Raw genomic sequence first — 23613 nt, forward strand, 5'->3', positions numbered from 1 at the left:
GCGGGCGCGGGATCTGTCGGACCGAATCCGTACTATGTGGCCTCGTGCCACTCTCCATCTCCACGGTCAACGTCAACGGAATCCGCGCGGCGGTCAAACATCGTTCCGAGAACAACCGCGGCTTCCTGCCCTGGTTGGAGGACTCGTCGCTCGACATCGTGCTGTTGCAGGAGGTACGCGCGAGCGAGGACCTCGCCCGGGACGCCCTGGCTCCCGCTCTTCAGGCGGGCTGGCATCTCACGATGAGCGAGTCGGCGGTCAAGGGGCATGCCGGTGTCGGCGTGCTCACCCGCCGGGCGCCGGACGCCGTCCGGATCGGTTTCGGGAGCGCCGAGTTCGACGAACTCGGTCGCTATCTCGAGGTCGACCTCGACACCGATCTCGGACCGGTGACCGCGGCCAGTCTGTACCTGCCCAAGGGTGCGGCGCTCACCGACGCCGAGAAGGACATCGCCAAATTCGAGGAGAAGGCGCGGTTTCTCGACGAGTTCGGCGACCATCTCGGTCGGCTCGTCCGTCGTCGCCGGCACGTCGTCGTCGGTGGCGACTGGAACATCGCCCATGCCGAGGCGGACATCAAGAACTGGAAGGGCAATCTCAAGAGCCCGGGCTTCCTGCCGCACGAACGCGCGTGGGTGGGCGGGCTCCTCGAGACCGGCTGGCGTGACGTCTCCCGTGAGCTCCATCCCGGTGAGAGCGGCCCGTACTCGTGGTGGTCGTGGCGTGGCAAGGCCTTCGACAACGACTCCGGCTGGCGGATCGACTATCAGCTGACCAACCGCTCGCTCGCCGAGCGGGCGGTCAAGACCACCGTCGACCGGGCGGCCGCGTACGACCTGCGGTGGTCGGATCATGCGCCGGTCACCGTCGTCTACGAGTGAGGCGGGCACCCGCGTCAAAGGGCTTTGCGGGTCTGCGAAAATGGACCAATGAGTTCTGACGCCTCCGCATCCGGTGCCGCCCGACCGCGCGTGCTGTCGGGAATCCAGCCGACCAGCGATTCCTTCCACCTAGGTAACTACCTGGGTGCGGTCCGCCAGTGGGTGGCCCTGCAGGACGACTTCGAGGCGTACTACTTCATCCCGGACATGCATGCGATCACGGCGTCGTTCGATCCGAAGACCCTCGCCGATCGCACGCGTCTGTCGGTCGCTCAGTTGCTGGCCGTCGGCGTGGATCCCGAGCGCTCCACGATCTACGTCCAGTCGCACATCCCGGAGATCGCCGAGCTGACCTGGGTGCTGTCGTGCATCACCGGTTTCGGTGAGGCGAGCCGGATGACACAGTTCAAGGACAAATCGGCCAAGCAGGGCGTGGACGCGGCGGGTGTCGGGCTGTTCACCTATCCGATCCTCATGGCCGCGGACATCCTCGCCTTCCAGGTGGATCAGGTGCCGGTGGGCGAGGACCAGCGTCAGCACCTCGAGCTCACGCGCGATCTGGCGCAGCGTTTCAACTCGCGTTTCGGCAAGGTCCTCAAGGTCCCCCAGGCATACATCGTCAAGGAGTTCGCGAAGATCTACGACCTCCAGAACCCGACCGCCAAGATGAGCAAGTCGGCGGAGTCCGACAAGGGCCTCATCAATCTGCTCGACGAGCCGAAGAAGTCTGCGAAGAAGATCCGTTCGGCGGTGACCGACACGGAGACCGAGATCCGGTTCGACCCCGAGAACAAGCCGGGTGTGAGCAACCTGCTCACCATCCAGTCGGCGTTGAGTGGCACTCCGGTGGACGTCCTCGTCGACAAGTACCAGGGCAAGGGGTACGGCGACCTCAAGGTCGAGACCGCCGACGTGCTCACCGAGTTCGTCACGCCGCTGCGTGGCCGCGTCTCCGACTACATGGACGATCCCGCGCAGCTCGACGCGATTCTCGCTCGTGGCGCCGAACGCGCTCGGTCGGTGGCCTCGGCGACCCTCGAGTCGGTCTATGACAAGGTGGGATTCCTGTCGCCGAGGCGCTGACACAGTCCTGAGTTCGACCTCCTCGGCGATTCGACGAGGAGGCGTGCGGTGAGTTCGGTGGTCGATTCGGGGAAGTCACTCGTCACCCGTGCGAAGTCGATCTACGAGGACCGGCGTGAGCGCTGGACCTGGCTCGACCACGTCGTGCGGACGGTGGACCGCTACAACGACCGCCGCGGAAATCTCTACGCGGCGAGCATCAGCTTCAACGGCATCCTCGCGCTCGTCCCGATCATCATGGTGGCGTTCGCGGTCGCCGGCTTCGTGCTGGCCCAACAGCCGGAGGTGCTGCAGGAGATCCAGGACGCGGTCGTGGAGAAGATGCCGGGGCAACTCGGCGATCAGGTCTCCGACATCATCACCTCGGCCATCGACTCCCGTACCACGGTGGGTGTGGTCGGCCTGCTCGGTGCGGCGTTCACCGGCATCGGCTGGATCTCCGGGGTCCGTACCGGAATGACCGAGATGTGGGGTGGTCGAGTACAACGCAACGCGGTCATGTCGAAAGTGTGGGATCTGGTGACCTTCGCCGGACTCGGCGTCGCCTTCGCGGTGACGATGGCCGTGACCGCGCTGGGCAATTCGGGTCTCACCAAGACTGTGCTGGGGTGGGTGGGCCTCGACGACGCGTCGTGGGCGCCGATCCTCGTGCGGGTGGTGTCGACCGCGGTCTCGATCCTCGCGACCTGGGCGTTGTTCACGTTCATCATGGCGCGGCTTCCCCTGGTGCAGTTGCCATTCCGCAACACCCTGAAAGCCGGACTGATCACCGCGGTCGCGTTCGAGATCGTCAAGACGGTCGGCGGGCTCTACCTCCAGTCGGTGCTGAGCAGCCCGGCGGGTGTGGCATTCGGCCCGATCCTCGGTGTCATGGTGTTCGCGTACCTCGCGTCGCGCATCGTGCTGTACGCCGCCGCCTGGTGTGCGACCGACCAAGCGAACGAGGAGTTCCAGGTCGAGGAGGACCCCGACGCGGAACTGCATCGGCCAGTGGTCATCTCGCCGACGGTCGAGGTGAGTCCGACGCCGCGTCCGGCGGCACTGGCGGCCGCGGCGGGTGCCGGCGCGGCGATCGCGACGCTCGTGGGGGTCGTCCGCAGGCGTTGACGTACCCACCGCCCTTCTGAGCAGAAGCAGGTGGGTGGATCACCTGCGGCCGAAAAGCCTGAGTCCCAACAGCAGCAAGACCACGGCGGCGAGCGCCGCGACGAGACCGATGAGGACGCGCACCGACATCGGGGAGGCGGTGTCGGAACCCGAACTCGCGAGGTGGGAGTCCGGGGACGAGGCGGCGCGCGGCGCAGTGGATTCCGCCGCTTCAGCAGTGGGGTCGACGAGATGTCCGACGGTGATCTCGGGACCTGCACGGAAGCCGTATTCGAACATCTCCCGCGCTTGATCCCAGTACATGTCGCCCTCGACCGACAATCCGTACATCTGCACGACGAGGATGCGGTGGCCGTCGCGTTCGGCCACGCCGACGAAGGTCTTGCGCGCGTCGTCGGTGTAGCCGGTCTTCCCGCCGAGCATGCCCGGATAGCCGTCCACGAGAAGCCGATTGCTGCTGTACATGTCGTAGGCCGGATGGTCCTTGTCGCCGGGCACGTCTGGTCGGCGCGGATAGCCGGGGAATCGGAAGGTGGGCTTCGCGATGAGCTCCCGAAAGGTCTCCTGCGCCATGGCTGCTCGGAAGATCAGCGCGAGATCGTAAGGCGAGGAGGACATCCCGGCGGCATCGAGACCCGATGGGCTCGCCGCGCGCGTGTCGGCGGCGCCCAGCTCGCGGGCGCGTTCGTTCATCTTCTCCAGCGTGGTCTCCACGCCACCGAGTTCGCGGGCGAGGGCGTTCGCGCAGTCGTTGCCCGACACCATGAGCAGGCCGGTGAGCAGGTCGCGGACGGTGTAGTGACCGCCCGGTCCCATCCCGCACGAGTCGCCCTCGGTGCTCCAGTCCTCCGCGGTCGGGATGACCGTCGCGTCGAGGTCGAGTTCGTCGAGGGCGATGAGTGCGAGCAGCACCTTGATCGTCGACGCGGGCCGGTACCGCCCGTGGGGGTCCTTGGCCGCGATGACGCGGCCGGAGTCGAGGTCGGCGATCAGCCACCCGGCCGAGGTCAGCCGTGGCGGAACGGGACCGGCCGCCGGGTCGGCGACGACGCCGCAGTACGAGAGATCCTCACCCCCGATCGCGGGTGTCGGGACGGGCAGCGAGGAAGGGGTCGTCGAACCCGGTGCGACCGCCTCGGATTCGTCGACAGCAGGCGGCGTGCCGATCTTGTGCGGACAGTGATCGGTGACCGGAGTGCTGAAGGCGGGCGGGGCGCCGGTGGGGAGCGGGACGGCCCCGGCCGGTCCGACGCCGACCGGTCCGGCGGACATGCACAGAAGCATCCCGAGAACAGCGGCAACGAGTGCCGATGCGGTCCGGCGAGTCCACCCCGAGGTCACCGATCGCACGTTACCAGCGGAACCACGTGGTCTCCGGACGTGCGAACGCGTCGTGTCCGACGTTCGGCCATGCGGACTACAGCAGCGAATACGCCTCGCCCAGGACCGACCGCAGGATCTGCTCGATCTCGTCGAACTCGGCCTGTCCCGCGATCAGCGGCGGCGCGAGCTGCACGACGGGATCGCCGCGATCGTCGGCGCGGCAGTAGAGCCCGGCGTCGAACAGCGCGGTGGACAGGAACCCGCGCAGGATGCGTTCGGATTCGGCTGCCGTGAACGTCTCCTTGGTGGCCTTGTCCTTCACGAGCTCGATCCCGTAGAAGAAGCCCTCGCCGCGCACGTCGCCGACGATCGGCAGGTCGTACAGCTTCTCAAGGGTCGCCCGGAAGGCCGGGGCCTGGGTCTTGACGTGATCGTTGAGGCCCTCGCGCTCGAAGATGTCGAGGTTGGCCAGCGCGACCGCCGCCGACACCGGGTGCCCGCCGAAGGTGTAGCCGTGCGCGAAGGTCGTGGTGCCGTCGCGGAACGGATCGAAGAGCCGGTCGCTGGCGATCATCGCGCCGATCGGCGAGTAGCCCGACGTCATGCCCTTGGCGCAGGTGATGATGTCGGGGACGTAGCCGAAGTCCTCGCAGGCGAACATCGAACCGATGCGACCGAATGCGCAGATCACCTCGTCGGAGACGAGCAGGACGTCGTATTCGTCGCAGATCTCGCGCACCCGCTCGAAGTAGCCGGGCGGCGGCGGAAAGCAGCCGCCGGCATTCTGGACGGGTTCGAGGAAGACGGCCGCCACGGTGTCGGGGCCCTCGAATTCGATCGCCTCGGCGATGCGGTCGGCGGCCCTGCGGCCGAACTTCTTCGGGTCATCGGACAGGTGGTCGTCCGCCCGGTAGATGTTGGTGTTCGGCACCCGGAACGCACCGGGCGTCAACGGCTCGAAGGCCTCCTTGAGCGCCGGCACGCCGGTGATCGCGAGTGCGCCCTGCGGGGTGCCGTGGTAGGCGACCGCACGCGAGATCACCTTGTGCTTACCGGGTTTGCCGACCAGCTTGAAATACTGCTTGGCCAGTTTCCAGGCACTCTCGACGGCCTCACCGCCACCGGTGGTGAAGAAGACACGGTTGAGATCGCCCGGCGCGTAGGCGGCGAGCCGCTCGGCGAGCTCGATGGCCGGCGGTGTCGCGTACGACCACAGCGGGAAGAAGGCGAGCTCCTTGGCCTGCCGGGCGGCGGCCTCGGCGAGTTCGACGCGTCCGTGACCCACCTGCACGACGAAGAGTCCCGCCAGGCCGTCGAGGTAGCTGCGTCCCCGATCGTCGAAGATGCGGACGCCCTCCCCTCGGGTGATCACCGGAGGGGTGATGGCGTCGCCGTGCCGGGCGAAGTGTCCCCAGAGGTGAGCTGCACTGCGGGCGCCGAGTGACTGAGCGGAGTTCGGGGGCGTAGAGGGGGCGGTCACGGTCATCGGGTTCCCCAGTTGTATTGCTGTTTCACGAGTTTCAGGTAGACGAGGGTCTCGGTACCGACGACCTCCGGGTGCACCCGTACCTTCTTGTTGAGGATCTCGAGCAGGTGGTCGTCGTCCTCGGAGACGACCTCGATCAGGATGTCGAAGGACCCCGCGGTCAGGAGCACGTAGTCGATCTCGGGGTGTTCCGCGAGCCGTTCGGCGAGCGCCTGGGTGTCGCCGACGCAACGGATGCCGATCATCGCCTGGCGTGCGAATCCGAGTTTGAGAGGGTCGGTGACGGCGACGATCTGCATGAGACCGCTGTCGCTGAGCTTCTGCACACGGTTGCGCACGGCGGCTTCGGAGAGTCCGACGACCTTGCCGATGGAGGCGTAGCTGCTCCGACCATCGGCCTGCAGGAGCTCGATGATCTTCTTCGCGGTTGCGTCCAGCTGTGTGGATACAGGGTCAGCCACCCCATGATGGTGACGGATTTAGCAGTAAATCGCAACATTGACGACGGAAACCGTAGTGAAACCTGGCTTCAGCGCGTGAATCCGCAACGACATCGGTAGGCTCTGGGGGTATGTCCCCACCAACCAGCATTCCGTCCGGCTGGATCAACGGTAAGCCACATCACTCGACCGGTGCCGATCACATCGTGGTCAATCCTGCCACGGATCAGCCGGTTGCGACTGTGAAACTCGCAGGTCGCGGCGATGTCGATGCCGCGATCGCGAGTGCCCGCGCCGCGCAGCCGGCCTGGGGACGTGCCACCCCGGCCGAACGGGCGGGTGTCCTGCTCGCGTTGGCCAGAGCGCTGGCGGCGCAGTCCGAGGTGTTGATCGCCGAAGAGGTCGCGCACACCGGCAAGCCGATCCGGCTCGCGACCGAGTTCGACGTCCCCGGATCGATCGACAACATCGAGTTCTTCGCCGGTGTCGCACGCAATCTCGAGGGCAAGGCGAGTGCGGAGTACTCGGGCGACCACACCTCGTCGATCCGCCGTGAACCCGTCGGCGTCGTCGGCACCATCACGCCCTGGAACTACGCGCTGCAGATGGCGGTGTGGAAGGTCATCCCGGCACTCGCCGCCGGGTGCGCGGTGGTCCTGAAGCCGGCCGAGATCACGCCGCTGACGACGCTGACGATGGCCCGCATCGCCACCGAGGCCGGATTGCCCGACGGCGTTCTCAACATCGTCGTCGGCACCGGTCCGGATGCCGGCGCCCACCTGGCCGGACATCCCGGCGTCGACATGGTGACCTTCACCGGGTCGAGCGCGGTCGGCCGGCAGGTGATGACGCAGGCCGCCACCACCGGGGCACGGATCCAACTCGAACTCGGCGGCAAGGCGCCGTTCGTCGTCTTCGACGACGCCGACCTGCCGGCAGCGATCCACGGTGCGGTCGCGGCCTCGATCATCAACGGCGGACAGGACTGCACCGCGGCGACCCGGGCGATCGTCGCCCCCACGCTCCACGACGAATTCGTCGACGGCGTCGCGGACCTCATGTCGCGCGTCGTCATCGGCGATCCGACCGACCCCGCCACCGATCTGGGCTCCCTCATCTCACGACGGCACCGCGAGAAGGTGGCCGGGATGGTGGAGCGTGCCCGGGCAGCCGGGGCCCGGGTGGTCACCGGCGGCGCGGTGCCCGACGGTCGGGGCGCCTTCTACCCGCCCACGCTCGTCGCCGATGTCACGGAGAACTCGGAGATCTACCGCGAGGAGGTATTCGGACCGGTGCTCACGGTCAGCCCCTTCATCGACGACGACGACGCGATCCGTCGCGCCAACGACACCCCGTACGGCCTCGCCGCGTCGGCGTGGACGCGCGACGTCTATCGCGCACAGCGGGCGTCGCGCGAGATCCACGCCGGTTGCGTCTGGATCAACGATCACATCCCGATCATCAGCGAGATGCCGCACGGCGGGTACGGCGCCTCCGGCTTCGGCAAGGACATGTCGACCTACTCCCTCGACGAGTACCTGCTGATCAAGCACGTCATGAGTGACATCCACGGCGTCGCCGAAAAGCAATGGCACCGAACGGTCTTCGCCCTGAATGGTCGGTCGGTGTGACGACCGGAACGTGGGCCCGCGAGCCGACCTCCCGGGGCGTCGAGATGGTCGCGCAGGCCGCGGCCCGCCCCTACTGGCTCGATCGGGATCTCCGTCCGGAACCGAGGCCCCGACTCGTCGGTGAGGTCACCGCCGACCTGCTGGTGATCGGCGGTGGCCTCACCGGGCTGTGGACCGCGGTCCAAGCGGCCGAACGGGATCCGTCTCGGACCATCGTGCTCGTCGAACGCGACCGGATCGCCGAACACGCGTCCGGACGCAACGGCGGCTTCTGCGCCGCCAGCCTCACGCACGGGCTCGGCAACGGTCTGCAGCGTTTCCGCGACGAGATGCCGACGCTGCTGCACATGGGGCGCGAAACACTCGACGCCATCGAGGGCACGCTGGCCCGTCTCGGCATCAACGCCGACGTCGAGCGCACCGGAGAACTCGACCTCGCCACCACCGGATGGCAGTACGACGCACTGGCCGCGACCGCGGCCGCGGGCCGGGCGCTCGGCGAGGAGCTCGTGCTGCTCGACGCATCCGCGGCGCGGGAACGCGTCGACTCGCCCATGGTCCGGGGCGCACTCTACGACCCCGAGGTCATGCTGATCGATCCGGCAAAGCTCGCGTTCGGTCTCGCCGACGCCGCGGAACGGCTCGGGGTACGAATCCACGAGGAGACCGAGGTACTGGGACTGTCCAGGGGGCCGTCGGGCCATGGTTCGTCGGGCAGGGTCTGCGCGCGAACGGGATACGGACAGGCGCGCGCCGGCCGGGTCGTGGTCGCGACGTCGGCGAGCAGGTCGCTGGTCCGTAGGCTGCGTCTCTACACCGTCCCCGTGTGGGACTACGCGCTGATGACCGAACCGCTGTCCGACGACCAGCTGGCGTCTCTTGGCTGGTCCGGGCGTGAGGGACTCGCCGACAGCGGTCCACGCTTCCACTACTTCCGGCTCACCGCGGACAACCGGCTGCTGTTCGGCGGCTGGGATGCGCCGTATCACTTCGGTTCCGACGACGATCCGCGTCGCGCGCATCGCCCCGGTGAGTGGGCGCTGCTCGGTGAGCATCTGCTGCAGATGTTCCCGCAACTCGAGGGGATCACCGCGACGCACACGTGGGGCGGGGTGATCGACACCTGCTCGAGGTTCTGCGCCTTCTGGGACACCTCCCACGACGGGCAGGTGGTGACGGCGGTGGGCTTCACCGGTCTCGGCGTCGGTGCCTCGCATTTCGCGGCCGCGACCGCACTCGACCTCGTCGATGGTCTGCAGACCGAACGGACCGCCCTGGAGATGGTGCGCCGCAAGCCGTTACCGTTCCCACCGGAGCCGGTTCGGTGGGCCGGCATCACCGTCACCCGGCAGCAGATCGCGCGCAGCGAACGCCGGAACGGCCGTCGGGGTGCGTGGCTCACTCTGCTGGACAAGGTCGGCTTGGGTTTCGACAGCTGACCCGCTTCCTGCTCGGCAGTTCTCAGCTGTTCTTGGGGACCACGATGACCGGTGCCGTCGTCCATCGGAGGATGCGTGAGGCGGTGCTGCCGAGGAAGACCCGGTTGGACGATCCCAGGTGTCCGGAACCGACGGCGACGATGTCGTTGGCGTCCCACGGCAGGTTGGCGAGTGCCTCGTCGAGAGTGGCGCCGTCGGCGACGAGGACGTCGACGGCGAGTTCGGCGTTCACCTCGGCGCGGGTTTTGTCGAGAAGTTCACGCGCGACGGCGATCTGTGCGGTCCGCGCGTCACGCGACGAGTCGTCGTCGAAGGGGGACTCGAGGGAGACCAGGGACAGCAGCCGGAGGTCGAGTTTTGCGCGTTCGGCGAGCTTCTCGGCGAACGGGAGCGGATTGTCGGCGCCGGGCTTCACCGGCACGGCGACGGTCACCGTGTCGAGGACCGCGTCGACCCGGTCGGCATATCCACGTGGTGCCAGGGCGACCGGAACCGGCGACGAGTGGACGAGTTCGTTGCTGACGGTGCCGAGGGTGTGGCGACGGAGCAGACCGTCGCCGGTGCCGCCGACGACGATCATCCTGGCCTGCGTCGCGACCGCGTGCGATGCGAGGCCGCCGGCGAAGGAGTCGTCGACCGTGACGACGGTGCGATGGGGGAACCCCGCGGGGATGAGTGCAGCCCCCTCGCGGAGCCATTCGGCTGCCTGCGCCTCGATGCGCTGCTGATACTGGGCGAGACCGGGCCGGCCGTCATAGGGGACCGGCCGTACCACGCACACCAGGTCGATCGTCGCCCCGGTGACACGTGCGAGCGCCACGGCCAGGACGACACCGTCGGCGCCGGAGGGCGTCGCGAGGTATCCGACCGTGAGGCGCGGAGTGGTCGGGGGTTCGGTCTCCTCGTCGGGGGGCTCCGACTCGGGCCGGGGCGCGGTCGTGTCAGTGGACATCGGGAACCTTCACCTCGGTGGTCGCGGTCAGTGTCCTGCCCCGGAAGAAGTCACTGTTGTGGGCGAAGCAGGCCAGCATCAGGGGAATGCCGAGGACCAGCATGCCCACGCCGAGTACGAAGACACCTCCGATACCGCCGACCGAGGTGGCGCCGTAGTCCGGCGAGATCATGTCGATCGCCGAACGGATGAAGGCCGCGGCCATCGCGAGTCCGCCGAGGAGTGGGAGAAGGCCGCGCAGGAAGAAATTCCGGGCGGAGCCGAACAGGGTCGACCGGAAGTACCAGACGCAGGCAAAGGCGGTGATGCCGTAGTAGAACGCCACCGCCAGTCCGAGGGAGGAGATGGAGTCGGCGAGCGTGTCCTGGCTGAGCAGTGAGAGGGCCAGGTAGAAGGTGAGCGCCGCGGCGCCCATCGCGGCGGTACCGAAGGCCGGCGTCATGTAGCGCGGATGGATGGAGGCGAACCTGTCGGGGAGCGCCTTGTAGACGGCCATCGAGAGGCTGCTCCGTGCGGTGGGCAGGATTGTGGACTGGGTCGAGGACAACGCGGAGACGCAGACGGTCAACAGCAGTGCCGAGGACATGACCGCACCCGCCACCGGATCGCCGAGGATGGTCAGCACGTCCTCGGCGTTCGCCTCGTTCCCCAGTCCGATCCCGGTGTCGCCGAAGCCGGCGAACGACTGGACGGCATAGGCGACGAGCACGTAGGTCGCGACCAGGATCAGACAGGTGAGCACGGCGGCGCGTCCCGGGGTCTTGTCGGGGTCCTTGGTCTCCTCACTGATGGCCAGGCACGCATCCCATCCCCAGTAGATGAAGATGCACAGGATCACCGCCGCCGCGATCTGCGACTGATCGAGACCGTTCGGCCACAACCACGACAACTCGGGGTCGATCGCTTGCGCTCCGGCACGGCCCGTGCCCACTTTGACCAGGGCGATCACGCTCGCGACGATGAGCACCGCGAATTGGATGAACATCAGGATCGCCTGCATGCGTTCGCTGATCACGATGCCGCGGATGCTGACCCAGGTCATGCCGATGATGAAGACACTCCCGAGCAGGATCTTCGCGATCAGGCTGTCGGCCAGACCGTCCAGGCCGAGGAACCGGAACAGGTACAGCGCGGCGATCTCGGAGACGTTGGCGAGCACGATGATCGCCGACACCGCGAGACCCCAGCCGCCGATCCAGCCGATCCATGGACCGAAAGCCTTTGTGCCCCAAGTGAAGGTGGTGCCGCAGTCGGGGGTGTCGCGGGACAGTTCGCGATAGGCGAAGGCCACTAGCAGCATCGGGATGAACGCGAGGACGAACATCGCCGGTGCCTTGTCGCGAACGTTGTCGACCACGTAACCGAGGGTGGCGGCGAGGCTGTAAGCCGGTGCGACAGCGGACAAGCCGATGATGACGTTTCCCATCAGCCCGATCGATCCGGCGCGAAGTCCCTTGCTTCCCGGGTTCTCGATGATGCCGGGCGTGCCCGCGTCGGCTCCGACCGATCCGGCCTCGATGCGCTCCGACATGCCCGTTCTCCGCTCACGTATCCATGACGAGAGCCAGAGTACGATTCTCCGTTCCGGTTCCTCCCGGTAAGTTCGAAACCCGGCTCAATTGCGTGGTCGGCACCTGCTCGTCGGGTGCGGTCCGCGTACCGTGTCGTCGGCCACGAGAACGGAGTCGACGCGGATCTCGCATCTGGAAAAGGTTCCGCTGGATTGGAATAGCGCATCGAGTGGTTCGCGCGGCGAAGGTCTCGTGTACACCAGGGTCGCCGACCACAGCTTCGTCGGGCCGTCCTGATGTGCGAGCGGGACGTCGGTTTGCGTTCGCAGCCGGCCGTCGGCGTCGAACCACACGGCGGCACCGTTGAGTTGCCGGTCGGAGGTGAAGGTGATCGTGATCCGGTGGGTGTCCGGCTCGTCCGGAGGCGACGCCGTTGCGGGTGAGAAGACCGCCAGGCACAGCACTGTGCTGACCAGGACGGTGAGTAGAAGGCGGAAGTACAGGACTCGGACCACGTCGGCGCTCCGTTCGGCGGGCTGGATGGGTTCTTGTTGGACGCAGCCGAACGCCGGGCGGTTCCACGGTTCACCGAACGAGTGTCAGCTCCATCGCCGCAGTCTGCCGAAAATCCGTTGTGGCGCTGAGCAATCGGGAGATCGCCAGGCGGCCCTGCAGGCGGGCCAGGGCGGCACCGACGCACAGATGGAGTCCTTTGCCGAATGCCAGGTGCGAGCCGTGTCCCGACCGGGCGGTGGCACGGTCGAGGTCGATGGTCGGCGGGGCGTCGAAATGCTCGGGATCACGGTTGGCCGCGCGCCACATGAGATAGACGTGGGAGCCGGCCGCAAGGTGGGTGTCGCCGAGGGTGGTGTCGGACACGACATGCCGGAAGTGGCCGCGGAAAGGGGAATCCAGGCGCAGTGTCTCCTCGATGAAGGCCGGGATGAGCCCGGGCTCGCGGCGGAGTCGCGCGGCGACGTCGGCATGCTGCGTGAGCATCCGGACGGCGCTGGTCAGGAGGCTGACGGTGGAGTCGGAGCCCGCCGCGACCAGTTGCAGGAGGATCATCACCGCAGACGGGCGATCCAGGTCCTCACGGGAGACGGCCGACGCGATGTCGGCAAGCACGCCTCGTCCCGGCGTGCCCGCCCGGTCGTCGTCGCGCGCCCGATCGAGCGCGTCGCCGAGGTAGGCGGTGAGTTCGGCGACGGCGGTGGTCGCGGTGGTGAGCTGACCGGGGGTGATGACGCCGTCGATCAGCACATTGGTTGCGCCCGCCCAGTGGGCGAGATCGCCGACGTCGTCGTGTGAGAGACCGAGCAGTTCGGTGACCACCGTTATCGGGACACGTTGTGCGACAGCGGTTGTCCAGTCGATCGTGTTCTCGTTCAGTCCCTCGGTCCACGCGGTGTCCACCACCTCGGCGACATAGGGCTCCAACGCACGGATACGTGCCGGCGTCAGTGACGGCATGACCAGCGACCGGTGGAGCCGGTGCCGTAGACCGTCCGCGGTCGCCAGGACGTGCATCGCGTCGCCGAGGCCGGCCACCGGGAACTCCGAGACCGACCCGTCCTCGTGGCAACCATGGTGGCGGTCAGGTTCGACGAGAACTCCTGAGGTCGGCGCACCACGTCGGCGATGAGTTCCCAGGAGCCGACGGCGAAGAACGGGGAGTCGCCGATCCGCTGGACCGGGAATCCGCTGTGGAAGCGCGACAGGAAGGCGGGATCGTCGAGTGCGAGCATTCTCTCAGCGTCGCCGACCGGCATGCAGGGGGCAACGATCCCACGCCAAGTCGATACCCGGCTACTCCGGTGAGCGGCTCCGCTGTCTCACCTGATCGCTCTGACCTGTCGGAAAGGGCGTGCATGATTCGGTCATCTGTCTCATGATGAGAATCGGTGACGGAGGTGCGGGGATGACGGACTGGCTCGTCGGTGGCGATCGAGGCGACGCGGCGCGAAGGAAGCTCGTCTCCCAGGCGGCGGCGCTCATCGCCACGCGGGGACTCGACGCGTTCAGCGTCGACGAACTGGCGCTCCGAGCGCACTGCTCGCGAGCGACGATCTACCGGTGTCATTTGCCACCGTGAAGGGACCACCTGGGCTGATTGTTTGCCATAGGGATGGGACCACCTGGATTGCCAGTTATGGGACCACCGGCGCGTCGCGCTGGTGGTCCTTCATTTTGTCCGTTGACTCGGCCGTGACGATGTTCACGGAAGGGGCCGACGGCATGGGCTACCGGGAGGTTGCAGTGGAAGAGATCAGAGAAGTCCTGCGGTTGTGGTTGGGCCTTGCGGTGGGGTTACCGGCGCCGGGTCTGCGCACGATCGCCGCGCGTGCGGGTGTCGATAGGAAGACGGTGCGACGCTACATCGCGGCGGCGCAGGCGGCGGGGTTGACGCGCGATGTCGGTGCGTCGGCACTGACCGATGAGTTGCTCGGTGCGGTGGTGGCCGGGGTGCGTCCGGCGCGGCCGAAGGGTCATGGCCAGGCGTGGGAAGCGTTGGTGCCGTTCAGCGAACAGATCACGCAGTGGGTGAGGGGAGGAACGCCGGAGAATCCAGAACCGTTGACGGTGACGAAGATTCACATCCTGCTGGCCCGTCAGGGGTGTGTGGTCCCGTATCGGACGCTGGTGCGGTTCGCGACCGAGTGCTGTGGGTATCGCCGCACCACGACCACGGTGCGGGTGGCCGATGGGGATCCCGGGGTGGAGTGCCAGATCGACTTCGGCTACCTCGGGATGCTCGATGATGCGGCAACAGGTAAGCGCCGCAAAGTGTTCGCGCTGGTGTTCACCGCCGTGTACTCGCGGCACACGTTCGTGTGGCTCTCACACACCCAAACCCTGTCAACGATCCTCGAGGGCTGTTCAGCGGCGTGGGAGTTCTTCGGCGGCGTGTTCGCTGTGATCATTCCGGACAACATGAAACCTATTGTCACCCAAGCAGACACCCTCAATCCGAGGTTGTCTCGGGGCTGGTTGGACTACGGCCAGCATGCCGGGTTCGTCACCGACACCGCCCGAGTCGCCACACCAACCGACAAGCCGCGGGTAGAACGCACCATCCACTACGTGCAGAACAACTTTTGGGCCGGTGAGCGATTCTCGAGCCTGCCCGATGCCCAGGCCGCCGCGGTGGCGTGGTGCCAGAGCACCGCGGGGCTGCGGATTCACGGCACCACCGCCGCCGCGCCAGCGGTGCTGTTCGACACAGACGAGCGCGCCCACCTGTTACCGATACCGGCCGACTACGACGTACCGATCTTCAAAACTGTCAAGGTGCACAGAGACTTTCACGCCTCGGTCGGCAAAGCACTGTACTCACTGCCCGAAACCTGGATCGGCTCGACACTGGACGTTCGCCTGGACAGCGAAGCGGTGAAGTTCTATCACCGCGGCGAGTTGGTCAAGCAACACCCGCGCCAGCCCGCCGGTGGGCAGAGCACCGACCCCAACGACTACCCCGCAGACAAGGCCGCCTACGCGCTGCGCAACATCAGCAAGCTGCAGGCCACCTGCGAGCATCACGGCCCCCATATCGGGCTCTACGCGGCCCGTATCGTCGACGACCCGCGCCCGTGGTCTCGGGTGCGGGCGGTGTACACCCTGCTCGGCCTGGTGCGCACCTACGGGCCCGGACCTGTCGATGCTGCCTGTGCCACCGCCCTGGAGTTCGATGTCATCGCCGTGCCCAAGATCGCCTCGATGCTTGAGCAGGCCACCGAGAACACCACCCCGGACATGCCCGTGGCCGCCGGGTCGGAATCGTCTCGCTTTGCCCGCGACCCCTCCGAATACGCAACCAACAGAACACAGTTGACACTTGTTCCTAACCCCGACAACACCATTCAGGAGTGAACCGATGACCCGAACCACCAACAGTGTGCCCGAACCTGTCGGCGCCGACATGCTCGGCCTGCTCAAAACCCTCAAACTCGGAGCCCTCGCCGACACCCTGCCCCAACGCGCAGCCCTGGCCCGCCAACACAAAACCTCGCACCTGACGTTCCTGCAACAATTGCTCGCCGATGAAGTCTCACGGCGTGAATCCAGCTCCGCCGCCCGACGATCAGCCAAGGCAGGTCTCGACCCCAGCATGCGGATCGACAACTGGCGCGCGGCAGACGATCTACTCTACGACCGCCCCCTGCTCGAGGACCTCACCACCCTGCGGTTCATCGACGCCGGCCACTCCGCGATCCTGCTCGGCCCCGTCGGAGTCGGCAAAACACACCTAGCAAACGCGTTGGGCCACATGGCCATCGGCCGACGCAAAACAGTGCTGTTCGCGCGAGCGGACAAACTGTTCCACCGACTCAAAGCCGCCCGCCTCGACAACAGCGTCGACGCCGAACTCCGCCGCATCACCGCCGTCGACATCCTGATCATCGACGACTTCGCACTCAGAGCGCTCGACGCGACCGAAACCAACGACTTCTACGAACTCATCGTCGAACGCCACCAGCAGACCAAGACCACCATCGTCACATCCAACCGAGAACCCGCCGAATGGCTCACCATGACCGCCGACGCGCTACTGGCCCAATCGGCCATCGACCGACTCACCTCACGCGCGCACACCCTCGTCATCGAAGGCCCCTCCTACCGCCAACGACACCGACCCGGACTTGACCGACCCAACCCCGCAGAGCATCCTCAATAACGCGCCAAGGTGGTCCCATCCTCGTGGCAATCCAGGCGGTCCCATAGCAGTGGCAAATGACACTACCGGCACGCCGGTGGCCGGACCGCGTTGATCGAGGCGGTTCTCGCGACCACCGCTGCGCCCGTGCTCGAGGCGATCCACGCAGAGGCGGCCGGCGCAGTGGGGGAGGAGCGGGCGCGGGTCGCGATCACCGAGGCCGTCCGGGCGCTCCGGGCAGACCGGGTGATCCGCCAGTTCCTCCGCCCGGCGAACCTCATTGCGTCGACCCCGACCGTGCTCGCGTCGCCGACGGTGCTGGCCGTGGCAGCGGAACTCATCGGCATCGACCCCGATGATGCCGTCGCGGCACGGTTCGCCATCCGTGACGAGGCTCAGCGAATTTCCCTGATCATGCTCGGTGAAATTCCCTACCTGTGAGCGGTGTTTACTGTAGCGGTTGGCGGGTTCCGGTGGTGGCTTTGCGGAGCTTTTCCGTTCGTGCGTTGTGGTCTCGTAAGCGGTAGGAATCGCCATCGAGGTTGAGTACGACCGAGCGGTGTAGGAGGCGGTCGAGCATTGCTGCGGCGACGGTGTTGTCGCCGAGTACTTCGCCCCACGATCCCACGCCACGGTTGGTTGTCATTACGATTGATGTCTTCATATATCGTTGTGAGACAACCTGAAACAAAGCTGATGCCGCTTCGCCGGGCAGCGGAAGATACCCGAGTTCGTCGATCACGAGCAGTGTCGGCCCGGCATAGAATCGCATCGTGGTGGCCCATCTGCCTTCGAGGGCGGCTCGGTGGCAGCGGGCCGCGAGGTCGGCTGCGGTGGTGAAGTACGTCCGGTATCCGGCGTGCGCCGCGGCGCGGGCGAGTCCGACCGACAGATGTGTTTTTCCGACTCCTGGAGGGCCGATGAGCAGCACGTTCGTCGCTGTTTCGAGGTATCTGCAGGTTGCTAGTTCCTCGATCAGCTTGCGGTCGATGCCTGCGGCGGCGTCGTAGTCGAAGTCCTGCAGTGATGCTGGTGTGGGCAGGCACGCGAACCGCAGGCGACCCAGTAGCCGGCGTGCTTCAGTGGCCTCGACTTCTATGGAAAGGAGCCGGTCCAGTGTTGCGGTCATCGATAGTTCTTCGGCGGCTGCTTGGTTCAGGACCGAGGGCAGCGCTTCGGCGGCGTCGTGAAGTTTGAGGACCGCGAGATGCCCGCGCAGGCGTTGGTAGAGGCTGGCGGCTTCGGCGGTGTTCGGTGCCGGCAACCGGTCGGCGCCGGTCGGTGTGTCGTGGGTGGTCATGACAGGGTGTTCCTTCCGTGGGCGGCACGTTCGTAGACCGAAAGGTCGTATATCACTGCGTCTGATTCTTCGGATTGGGTTGCACTAGTGACTGTTTCGGTAATCATGGAGTCGTGCTGATCGGCTTTGCTAGCTGTTGCCTGAAGCTGCTGTGCGGCAGCGATGGAGTCCGGGCCGGGTGGGATGCGTTCTTTGCGGCGGTGGGGTCGTCCGGTGTTCGCGCTGGCCATGGCTGCTTGTTCGAGGGCGTAGATGTGGCCGTGATCGCGGACCATCGCCCCGGTCCCGTCGGCCGCCAGCTGGTGGCGGGCGATGGTGATTCCCGAGGCGGTGACGACGTCGATGACCTCGGTGCCCAGGACCTGGGTGACGGTGACCTGTGCGCAGGCGAGCTCGGGTGGAACCGAGTAGCGGTTGCCGCGGTAGGCGACCAATGCTTGTCGTGAGACGGTGCGCTCGGTGGCCAGAATCGCGGGATACGCGGTGGCTGGCAGGGGGTGCAGCCCTTCGGCGGTCGCGATCGTCGCTACGGAGGCTTTGCCGTCTTTGGTTGCCCGTAAGCGGGTATCGCCGCGGGTGCGGCAAAACTGATCGAGACTCGCTTGAGCTTGTTCAACGGTCACATCGTCGGGCAATGTGCGCCACCAGCGTTGGGCGGCAGTGTGATTGGACTTCTCCACTGCCCCTTTGCGGTTGCCGCGGCGCGGTGGGCAGATCGCGACCGAGACTCCATAGTATTTGGCGACGCCGGCGAAGCTCGCAGTGATGCGTCCCGATTCTGGATGGCAGACCGTGGCCATCCGGTCGAATCGCCAGACTCGGCTGATTCCGCCCAGTCCTCGGCTGATCCGATCGAGTCCATCGACGACATGCGGTTGTGTCATCGCTGGGGCCAGTACGCCGCGCCACTTGCCTGAACAGGCGAGGGTGCCGACGAACAAGTGGGCTGTCGAACCCCAGCCCCAGGCGGCCGGTGGATCGGGAAGATCCACCCAATCCCATTGTGTCTCTTCACCAGGTGGGTGTTCGATGACAGCGTTGGGACGTTCGGTGGCGGTCAGGCAGGCCTGGCAGATCGGTCGCAGCGCCAGCTCGCGGATCTTGCGGGAAAGTGTCTGATACGACATCGCGTAGCCGAGGTCTTCGAGTTCGTCGCATAACGTCCGCACCCACAGATGCGGGTCGTCGAGCAGGCGGGCGGTGACGTAGGCGACGAACCTGTCGAACGGGTCCGGGGCGCTACGTTTACGCACGCCAGGGGCGGTGGTGCCGTTCAGGTAGGACCGGATTGTTTTGGGGTCTCGGCCGGTGTGACGGGCGATCGCCGCGATCGTCCAGCCTCGTTCTTTCAGGGCGCGAATTTCCACGTCTTCCTCTCGTGTAAGCATGAGGAGCGGGTCTCCTTTGGATAGCTGGTGCGTGGTCAGAGACCACCAGCATCCGGGGAGACCCGCCCTCGTTGGCGATGCCACACGGGTAGGGAATTTCGGTGAGCGAAACTAGGGAATTTCGATGAGCGCCGTCATCCGGTCGGTGCTGACGATGCTGCTGTGGCCGGCCGCGCCGGAGGAGGAGGCGGAGCTGGTGGACTCGATCGTCGCGGGAGTCTCTCACCGACGGGCGTCGGACTGACGTCGTGTGCGATGACACTCAGAACGGGCGACATCGGCCGGTGTCGCCTGGCCGGGTCGATGTCGCACGCGAGTTCATCTCGGCCCGGCCAGGGCACCTCGATGGCAACTCCCGACGTCCGATCCCGTAGGTGCAGCATTAGGTGTCGTCTGGCGACACCTAATGCTGCATGCGTGCGGCCGCCGTTACGAGCGAAGGTGAGAGGTACTCGCTCGGAACAGTTCTCGCGCTATGGTCACCAGGCCCTTCGAGGCTCGTCGCTATCGCTCCTCGCACCTCAGGGAGCGGTGGTGGCTCGTCGACTTCGATGCGCTCCTTCGTCGCTTACTCAGTCCGGCCGCTATCGCTCCTCGCACCTCAGTGGCGGCGAGAGGTGCGACGCGGGTTTCCGGTGGCCGCGAGGCGGGCCTGCGCGCAGGCCCGGCGCCCGGATGAGCAACGGCCCGCACCGAATCGGTGCGGGCTGTTGCCGGGCTGCAGAGAAAGCGTTGGAACCTCTAGCGCGAGAACATCAGTGCGCGCTTGACCTCCGAGATCGCCTGCGTGACCTGGATGCCACGGGGGCATGCGTCGGTGCAGTTGAAGGTGGTGCGGCAGCGCCACACACCGTCGACGTCGTTGAGGATGTCGAGACGCTCGACGGCGCCCTCGTCCCGGCTGTCGAAGATGAAGCGGTGCGCGTTGACGATCGCGGCGGGGCCGAAGTAGGAACCCTCGGTCCAGAACACCGGGCAGCTCGTGGTGCAGCACGCACAGAGGATGCACTTGGTGGTGTCGTCGAAGCGGGCGCGGTCGCTCTGGCTCTGGATGCGCTCACGGGTCGGCTCGTTGCCCGAGGTGATCAGGAACGGCTTGATCGCGCGGTACGCGTCGAAGAACGGCTCCATGTTGACCACGAGATCCTTCTCCACCGGAAGACCCTTGATGGGTTCCACGGTGATGGTGATCTCCTTGGACTTGTCCTTGGGGAGCATGTCCTTCATCAGGAGCTTGCAGGCCAGACGGTTGACGCCGTTGATGCGCATCGCGTCGGAACCACACACGCCGTGTGCGCAGCTGCGGCGGAACGTCAGGGTGCCGTCGAGGTAGCCCTTCACGTACAGCAGCAGGTTGAGCAGACGGTCGGTCGGCAGTGCCGGGACGCGGAAGCTCTCGAAGCCCTGGGCGTCCGGATTCTCCGGGTTGAACCGGAAGATCTTGAGCGTGACCATGGTGGCCTCGTCGGGCACCGGGGGCAGTGGCGGCTCGTCGGAGGAGGGTGCGGGCTTGTCCAGAACAGATGTCATCAGTACTTACGCTCCATCGGCTCGTAACGGGTCTGCACCACGGGCTTGTAGTCCAGCTCGATGTCCGAGAGAAGGTCGGTGCCCTTCTTGTAGGCCATGGTGTGACGCATGTAGTTCACGTCGTCGCGATCGGGGTAGTCCTCGCGTGCATGGCCGCCACGCGATTCCTTGCGGTTGAGTGCGCCGACCACGGTGACCTCGGCCATCTCGAGCAGGAAGCCTAGCTCGATGGCCTCGAGGAGATCGCTGTTGAAACGCTTGCCCTTGTCGTGGACCTTGATCTGGGCGTACCGCTCCTTGAGCGCGTGGATGTCGGTCAGCGCCTGCTTGAGGGTCTCCTCGGTCCGGAACACCGAGGCGTTGGCGTCCATCGACGCCTGCAGCTCGGTCCGGATGTCGGCGACGCGCTCGTGGCCGTGCTCGGACAGGAGCAGTTCCAGCCAGCCGTCGACCATCTCGGTCGGCTTCTCCGGGAGGTCGGCGAAGTCGGCGTTGTTGGCGTACTCGGCGGCGGCGATACCTGCGCGGCGTCCGAAGACGTTGATGTCGAGCAGCGAGTTGGTGCCGAGGCGGTTGGCACCGTGCACCGACACACAGGCACATTCACCGGCGGCGTACAGACCGTGTACGACCTCGTCGTTGTTGCGCAGCACCTGACCGTCGACGTTGGTCGGGATGCCACCCATGACGTAGTGGCAGGTCGGGAACACCGGCACGTACTCGGTGACCGGGTCGACGCCGAGGTAGGTGCGCGCGAACTCGGTGATGTCGGGGAGCTTCTCGTTGAGGACGTCCTCGCCGAGGTGGGTCACGTCGATGTAGACGTAGTCCTTGTTGGGTCCGGCACCGCGGCCCTCGAGCACTTCGAGAACCATCGAGCGGGCGACGATGTCGCGGGGCGCGAGGTCCTTGATGGTGGGGGCGTAGCGCTCCATGAAGCGCTCGCCGTCGGCGTTGCGCAGGATGCCGCCCTCACCGCGCACGGCCTCTGAGATGAGGATGCCGAGGCCGGCCAGGCCCGTCGGATGGAACTGGTGGAACTCCATGTCCTCGAGGGGCAGGCCCTTGCGGAAGATGATGCCCATGCCGTCACCGGTGAGGGTGTGGGCGTTGGACGTCGTCTTGTACATGCGGCCCGAGCCGCCGGTCGCGAAGACGATCGACTTGGCGTGGAACACGTGGATCTCACCGGTGGCGAGTTCGTAGGCGACGACGCCGGTGGCGACCTGCTCGCCGTCTTCGTTCTCGGTGAGGCAGATGTCGAGGGCGTAGAACTCGTTGAAGAACTCGACGTCGTGTTTGACGCAGTTCTGGTACAGCGTCTGCAGGATCATGTGACCGGTGCGGTCGGCGGCGTAGCAGGCACGACGCACGGGCGACTTGCCGTGGTCGCGGGTGTGCCCGCCGAATCGACGCTGGTCGATCTTGCCCTCGGGGGTCCGGTTGAACGGCAGACCCATCTTCTCCAGATCGAGCACCGCGTCGATGGCCTCCTTGGCCATGATCTCGACGGCGTCCTGATCGGCGAGGTAGTCACCACCCTTGACGGTGTCGAAGGTGTGCCACTCCCAGTTGTCCTCCTCGACGTTGGCCAGCGCGGCGCACATGCCGCCCTGAGCCGCGCCGGTGTGGCTGCGGGTGGGGTAGAGCTTGGTCAGAACCGCGGTGCGGGCGCGCGGTGCGGATTCGATCGCCGCGCGCATCCCGGCGCCGCCGGCGCCCACGATGACGACGTCGTAGCGGTGTTCCTGCATGTTGTTGGTCTCCTTTAGCCGACGCTGTTGACGTCGAAGGTGAGGATCGCGTAGGTGCCCAGCACAAGGGTCAGGATCATCGACACGGCCAGCAGCACGTTGAGCCAGAAGCGGGTCGAGTCCTTGCGCGAGTAGTCGGCAATGACGGTGCGGACACCGTTGCCGCCGTGCAGCTGGGCCAACCACAGCATGGTCAGGTCCCAGATCTGCCAGCCGGGGGAGCTCCACCGCGCGGCGACGAACGAGGCGTCGATGCGGTGCACACCGCCGTCCCAGGCGAGCATGATGAACATGTGGCCGATCGTCAGGAAGACGAGGATCAGGCCGGAGAAGCGCATGAACATCCATGCGTTCTTCTCGAAGTTGCCGCCCTTGGGTTTGCGGGGCGAACGAGGGTTGTCCAGGCTGGCCGGACGGTCGTGTTCCTTGCCGAGGGTCTTCGCGACACCGGTGGCTTCCGAGGTGGTCATCTCTGGTGTCTCCTACAGGTGGCTGAACATGATCTGCAGCAGGCGGATGGCGCCGGCGGCGAACACGACGACGAACAGGGTCATCGCGACCCACAGCATCTGACGCTGGTACTTGGGGCCCTTGGCCCAGAAGTCCACCAGGATCAGGCGCACGCCGTTGAAGGCGTGGAACAGGACGCACGCGACCAGGGCGATCTCCATGAGACCGATGATCGGGGTCTTGTAGGTTTCGATGATCTCGTCGTACTGGTTGGGATCGACGCGGATGACCGCGGTGTCCAACACGTGTACGAACAGGAAGAAGAAGATGGTGACGCCTGTGATGCGGTGCAGGACCCAGGACCACATGCCCGGGTCGCCGCGGTACAGGGAACGTCGACGCACCGGGTCAGGTGCGACTTCGGTCGAGGTGCTCATCGGAAAAGTGGCCTCCAACATCGTCGATGGACGCGTCGAATCGGCATGCTCCGACTCGACCATGGACCCATGACAAGAGACTCTAAACCCATGCCCATTGCGGTGATAAATTGCCCGAACCGATCTGAGGCACAAGACATTACGACTTAGGTTTGCCTTACCCGAGCTTTGGCCGCGATGAATTGCGCATGTCCGGTTGGTTACACGATTTGCCAGGAGGTGGGCGTGCTTACCGAAATACCGTGGA

21 protein-coding genes and 3 pseudogenes are annotated in these 23613 nt (G+C 66.2%); 10 read left to right on the top strand and 14 right to left on the bottom strand.

The window, feature by feature from the left end; translation table 11 throughout:
- Positions 1-44: 44 nt before the first annotated feature.
- Genes IHQ52_RS11480 through IHQ52_RS11490 form a run of 3 tightly spaced genes read left to right on the top strand, consistent with a single transcriptional unit; the run spans position 45 to position 3071 of the window.
- The gene (locus tag IHQ52_RS11480; RefSeq protein ID WP_006434498.1) at positions 45-881 is read left to right on the top strand and encodes an exodeoxyribonuclease III; all 837 of its coding nucleotides are present in this window, start codon (positions 45-47) and stop codon (positions 879-881) included.
- A gap of 48 nt (positions 882-929) precedes the next feature.
- Positions 930-1964: a tryptophan--tRNA ligase gene (trpS, locus tag IHQ52_RS11485; protein WP_006434499.1), complete on the top strand. Its 1035-nt coding sequence runs from the start codon at positions 930-932 to the stop codon at positions 1962-1964.
- A 48-nt stretch (positions 1965-2012) separates the two neighbouring features.
- Positions 2013-3071: a YhjD/YihY/BrkB family envelope integrity protein gene (locus IHQ52_RS11490; RefSeq protein WP_006434500.1), complete on the top strand. Its 1059-nt coding sequence runs from the start codon at positions 2013-2015 to the stop codon at positions 3069-3071.
- A 39-nt stretch (positions 3072-3110) separates the two neighbouring features.
- Here the strand turns inward: IHQ52_RS11490 and IHQ52_RS11495 are convergent, their stop codons facing one another.
- The 3 genes from IHQ52_RS11495 to IHQ52_RS11505 all read right to left on the bottom strand — a co-directional run bounded on the left by IHQ52_RS11495 (position 3111) and on the right by IHQ52_RS11505 (position 6341).
- Positions 3111-4412 (bottom strand): D-alanyl-D-alanine carboxypeptidase family protein, encoded by a 1302-nt coding sequence (locus IHQ52_RS11495; RefSeq protein WP_040004484.1) that lies wholly within the window; start codon positions 4410-4412, stop codon positions 3111-3113.
- Positions 4413-4488: 76 nt separating this feature from the next.
- The gene (locus IHQ52_RS11500) at positions 4489-5880 is read right to left on the bottom strand and encodes an aspartate aminotransferase family protein (RefSeq protein ID WP_006434502.1); all 1392 of its coding nucleotides are present in this window, start codon (positions 5878-5880) and stop codon (positions 4489-4491) included.
- Positions 5877-6341 (bottom strand): Lrp/AsnC family transcriptional regulator, encoded by a 465-nt coding sequence (locus IHQ52_RS11505; RefSeq protein WP_006434503.1) that lies wholly within the window; start codon positions 6339-6341, stop codon positions 5877-5879. The genes IHQ52_RS11500 and IHQ52_RS11505 overlap by 4 nt, the downstream gene beginning before the upstream one ends.
- 110 nt (positions 6342-6451) lie before the next feature.
- Here IHQ52_RS11505 and IHQ52_RS11510 point away from each other — a divergent pair, with 110 nt between their 5' ends.
- Together IHQ52_RS11510 and IHQ52_RS11515 are read left to right on the top strand one after the other, a co-directional pair.
- A complete protein-coding gene (locus IHQ52_RS11510; RefSeq protein WP_006434504.1) occupies positions 6452-7951 on the top strand; it encodes a gamma-aminobutyraldehyde dehydrogenase in 1500 nt (499 codons plus the stop codon).
- Positions 7948-9390 (top strand): NAD(P)/FAD-dependent oxidoreductase, encoded by a 1443-nt coding sequence (locus tag IHQ52_RS11515; protein WP_006434505.1) that lies wholly within the window; start codon positions 7948-7950, stop codon positions 9388-9390. Before IHQ52_RS11510 ends, IHQ52_RS11515 begins: the two co-directional genes overlap by 4 nt.
- A gap of 22 nt (positions 9391-9412) precedes the next feature.
- On the opposite strand, the gene IHQ52_RS11520 is transcribed toward IHQ52_RS11515, so the two are convergent.
- From IHQ52_RS11520 to IHQ52_RS11540, 5 genes are all read right to left on the bottom strand, one after another.
- Complete coding sequence (locus IHQ52_RS11520; RefSeq protein WP_006434506.1) at positions 9413-10342, bottom strand: universal stress protein; 930 nt, start codon at positions 10340-10342, stop codon at positions 9413-9415.
- Entirely contained in the window at positions 10332-11873 is a 1542-nt protein-coding gene (locus IHQ52_RS11525) for an APC family permease (protein WP_096273743.1), read from the bottom strand. The genes IHQ52_RS11520 and IHQ52_RS11525 overlap by 11 nt, the downstream gene beginning before the upstream one ends.
- Before the next feature lie 84 nt (positions 11874-11957).
- Positions 11958-12368, bottom strand: a complete 411-nt coding sequence (locus tag IHQ52_RS11530; protein WP_096273745.1) for a hypothetical protein — start codon at positions 12366-12368, stop codon at positions 11958-11960.
- A 70-nt stretch (positions 12369-12438) separates the two neighbouring features.
- Positions 12439-13326, bottom strand: a complete 888-nt coding sequence (locus IHQ52_RS11535) for a cytochrome P450 (RefSeq protein WP_232513090.1) — start codon at positions 13324-13326, stop codon at positions 12439-12441.
- A complete protein-coding gene (locus IHQ52_RS11540) occupies positions 13314-13601 on the bottom strand; it encodes a hypothetical protein (protein WP_232513091.1) in 288 nt (95 codons plus the stop codon). Before IHQ52_RS11540 ends, IHQ52_RS11535 begins: the two co-directional genes overlap by 13 nt.
- A 173-nt stretch (positions 13602-13774) precedes the next feature.
- Between IHQ52_RS11540 and IHQ52_RS11545 the strand changes: the two are divergent.
- The 4 genes and pseudogenes from IHQ52_RS11545 to IHQ52_RS11560 all read left to right on the top strand — a co-directional run.
- A pseudogene (locus IHQ52_RS11545) lies at positions 13775-13930 on the top strand (TetR family transcriptional regulator); the annotation flags it as partial.
- A 137-nt stretch (positions 13931-14067) separates the two neighbouring features.
- Complete coding sequence (gene istA, locus IHQ52_RS11550; protein ID WP_232513133.1) at positions 14068-15723, top strand: IS21 family transposase; 1656 nt, start codon at positions 14068-14070, stop codon at positions 15721-15723.
- 4 nt (positions 15724-15727) lie between these two features.
- Positions 15728-16528, top strand: coding sequence for an ATP-binding protein (locus IHQ52_RS11555; RefSeq protein WP_006438890.1), 801 nt, complete (start codon positions 15728-15730; stop codon positions 16526-16528).
- 63 nt (positions 16529-16591) lie between these two features.
- Positions 16592-16894: pseudogene (locus IHQ52_RS11560) on the top strand (TetR/AcrR family transcriptional regulator); the annotation flags it as partial.
- Positions 16895-16955: 61 nt separating this feature from the next.
- Here IHQ52_RS11560 and istB read toward each other — a convergent pair.
- Positions 16956-17807 (bottom strand): IS21-like element helper ATPase IstB, encoded by an 852-nt coding sequence (istB, locus tag IHQ52_RS11565; RefSeq protein WP_006438910.1) that lies wholly within the window; start codon positions 17805-17807, stop codon positions 16956-16958.
- Positions 17804-19195 carry a Mu transposase domain-containing protein gene (locus IHQ52_RS11570; protein ID WP_096273747.1) on the bottom strand — a complete coding sequence of 464 codons (1392 nt, stop codon included), beginning with the start codon at positions 19193-19195 and terminating at the stop codon, positions 17804-17806. Before IHQ52_RS11570 ends, istB begins: the two co-directional genes overlap by 4 nt.
- A gap of 136 nt (positions 19196-19331) precedes the next feature.
- On the opposite strand from IHQ52_RS11570, the pseudogene IHQ52_RS11575 reads away from it, so the two are divergent.
- A pseudogene (locus tag IHQ52_RS11575) lies at positions 19332-19439 on the top strand (TetR/AcrR family transcriptional regulator); the annotation flags it as partial.
- Positions 19440-19936: 497 nt separating this feature from the next.
- Here the strand turns inward: IHQ52_RS11575 and IHQ52_RS11580 are convergent.
- Genes IHQ52_RS11580 through sdhC form a run of 4 tightly spaced genes read right to left on the bottom strand, consistent with a single transcriptional unit; the run spans position 19937 to position 23366 of the window.
- Positions 19937-20725 carry a succinate dehydrogenase iron-sulfur subunit gene (locus tag IHQ52_RS11580; RefSeq protein ID WP_024497211.1) on the bottom strand — a complete coding sequence of 263 codons (789 nt, stop codon included), beginning with the start codon at positions 20723-20725 and terminating at the stop codon, positions 19937-19939.
- Positions 20725-22479 carry a succinate dehydrogenase flavoprotein subunit gene (gene sdhA / locus IHQ52_RS11585; protein ID WP_006434512.1) on the bottom strand — a complete coding sequence of 585 codons (1755 nt, stop codon included), beginning with the start codon at positions 22477-22479 and terminating at the stop codon, positions 20725-20727. The genes IHQ52_RS11580 and sdhA overlap by 1 nt, the downstream gene beginning before the upstream one ends.
- A gap of 14 nt (positions 22480-22493) precedes the next feature.
- Positions 22494-22949: a succinate dehydrogenase hydrophobic membrane anchor subunit gene (locus IHQ52_RS11590; RefSeq protein ID WP_005195959.1), complete on the bottom strand. Its 456-nt coding sequence runs from the start codon at positions 22947-22949 to the stop codon at positions 22494-22496.
- A 12-nt stretch (positions 22950-22961) separates the two neighbouring features.
- Positions 22962-23366 (bottom strand): succinate dehydrogenase, cytochrome b556 subunit, encoded by a 405-nt coding sequence (sdhC, locus tag IHQ52_RS11595; RefSeq protein ID WP_006434513.1) that lies wholly within the window; start codon positions 23364-23366, stop codon positions 22962-22964.
- Positions 23367-23613: the final 247 nt, after the last annotated feature.

This window comes from Gordonia amicalis (assembly GCF_022059885.1).
Lineage (GTDB): Bacteria > Actinomycetota > Actinomycetes > Mycobacteriales > Mycobacteriaceae > Gordonia > Gordonia amicalis.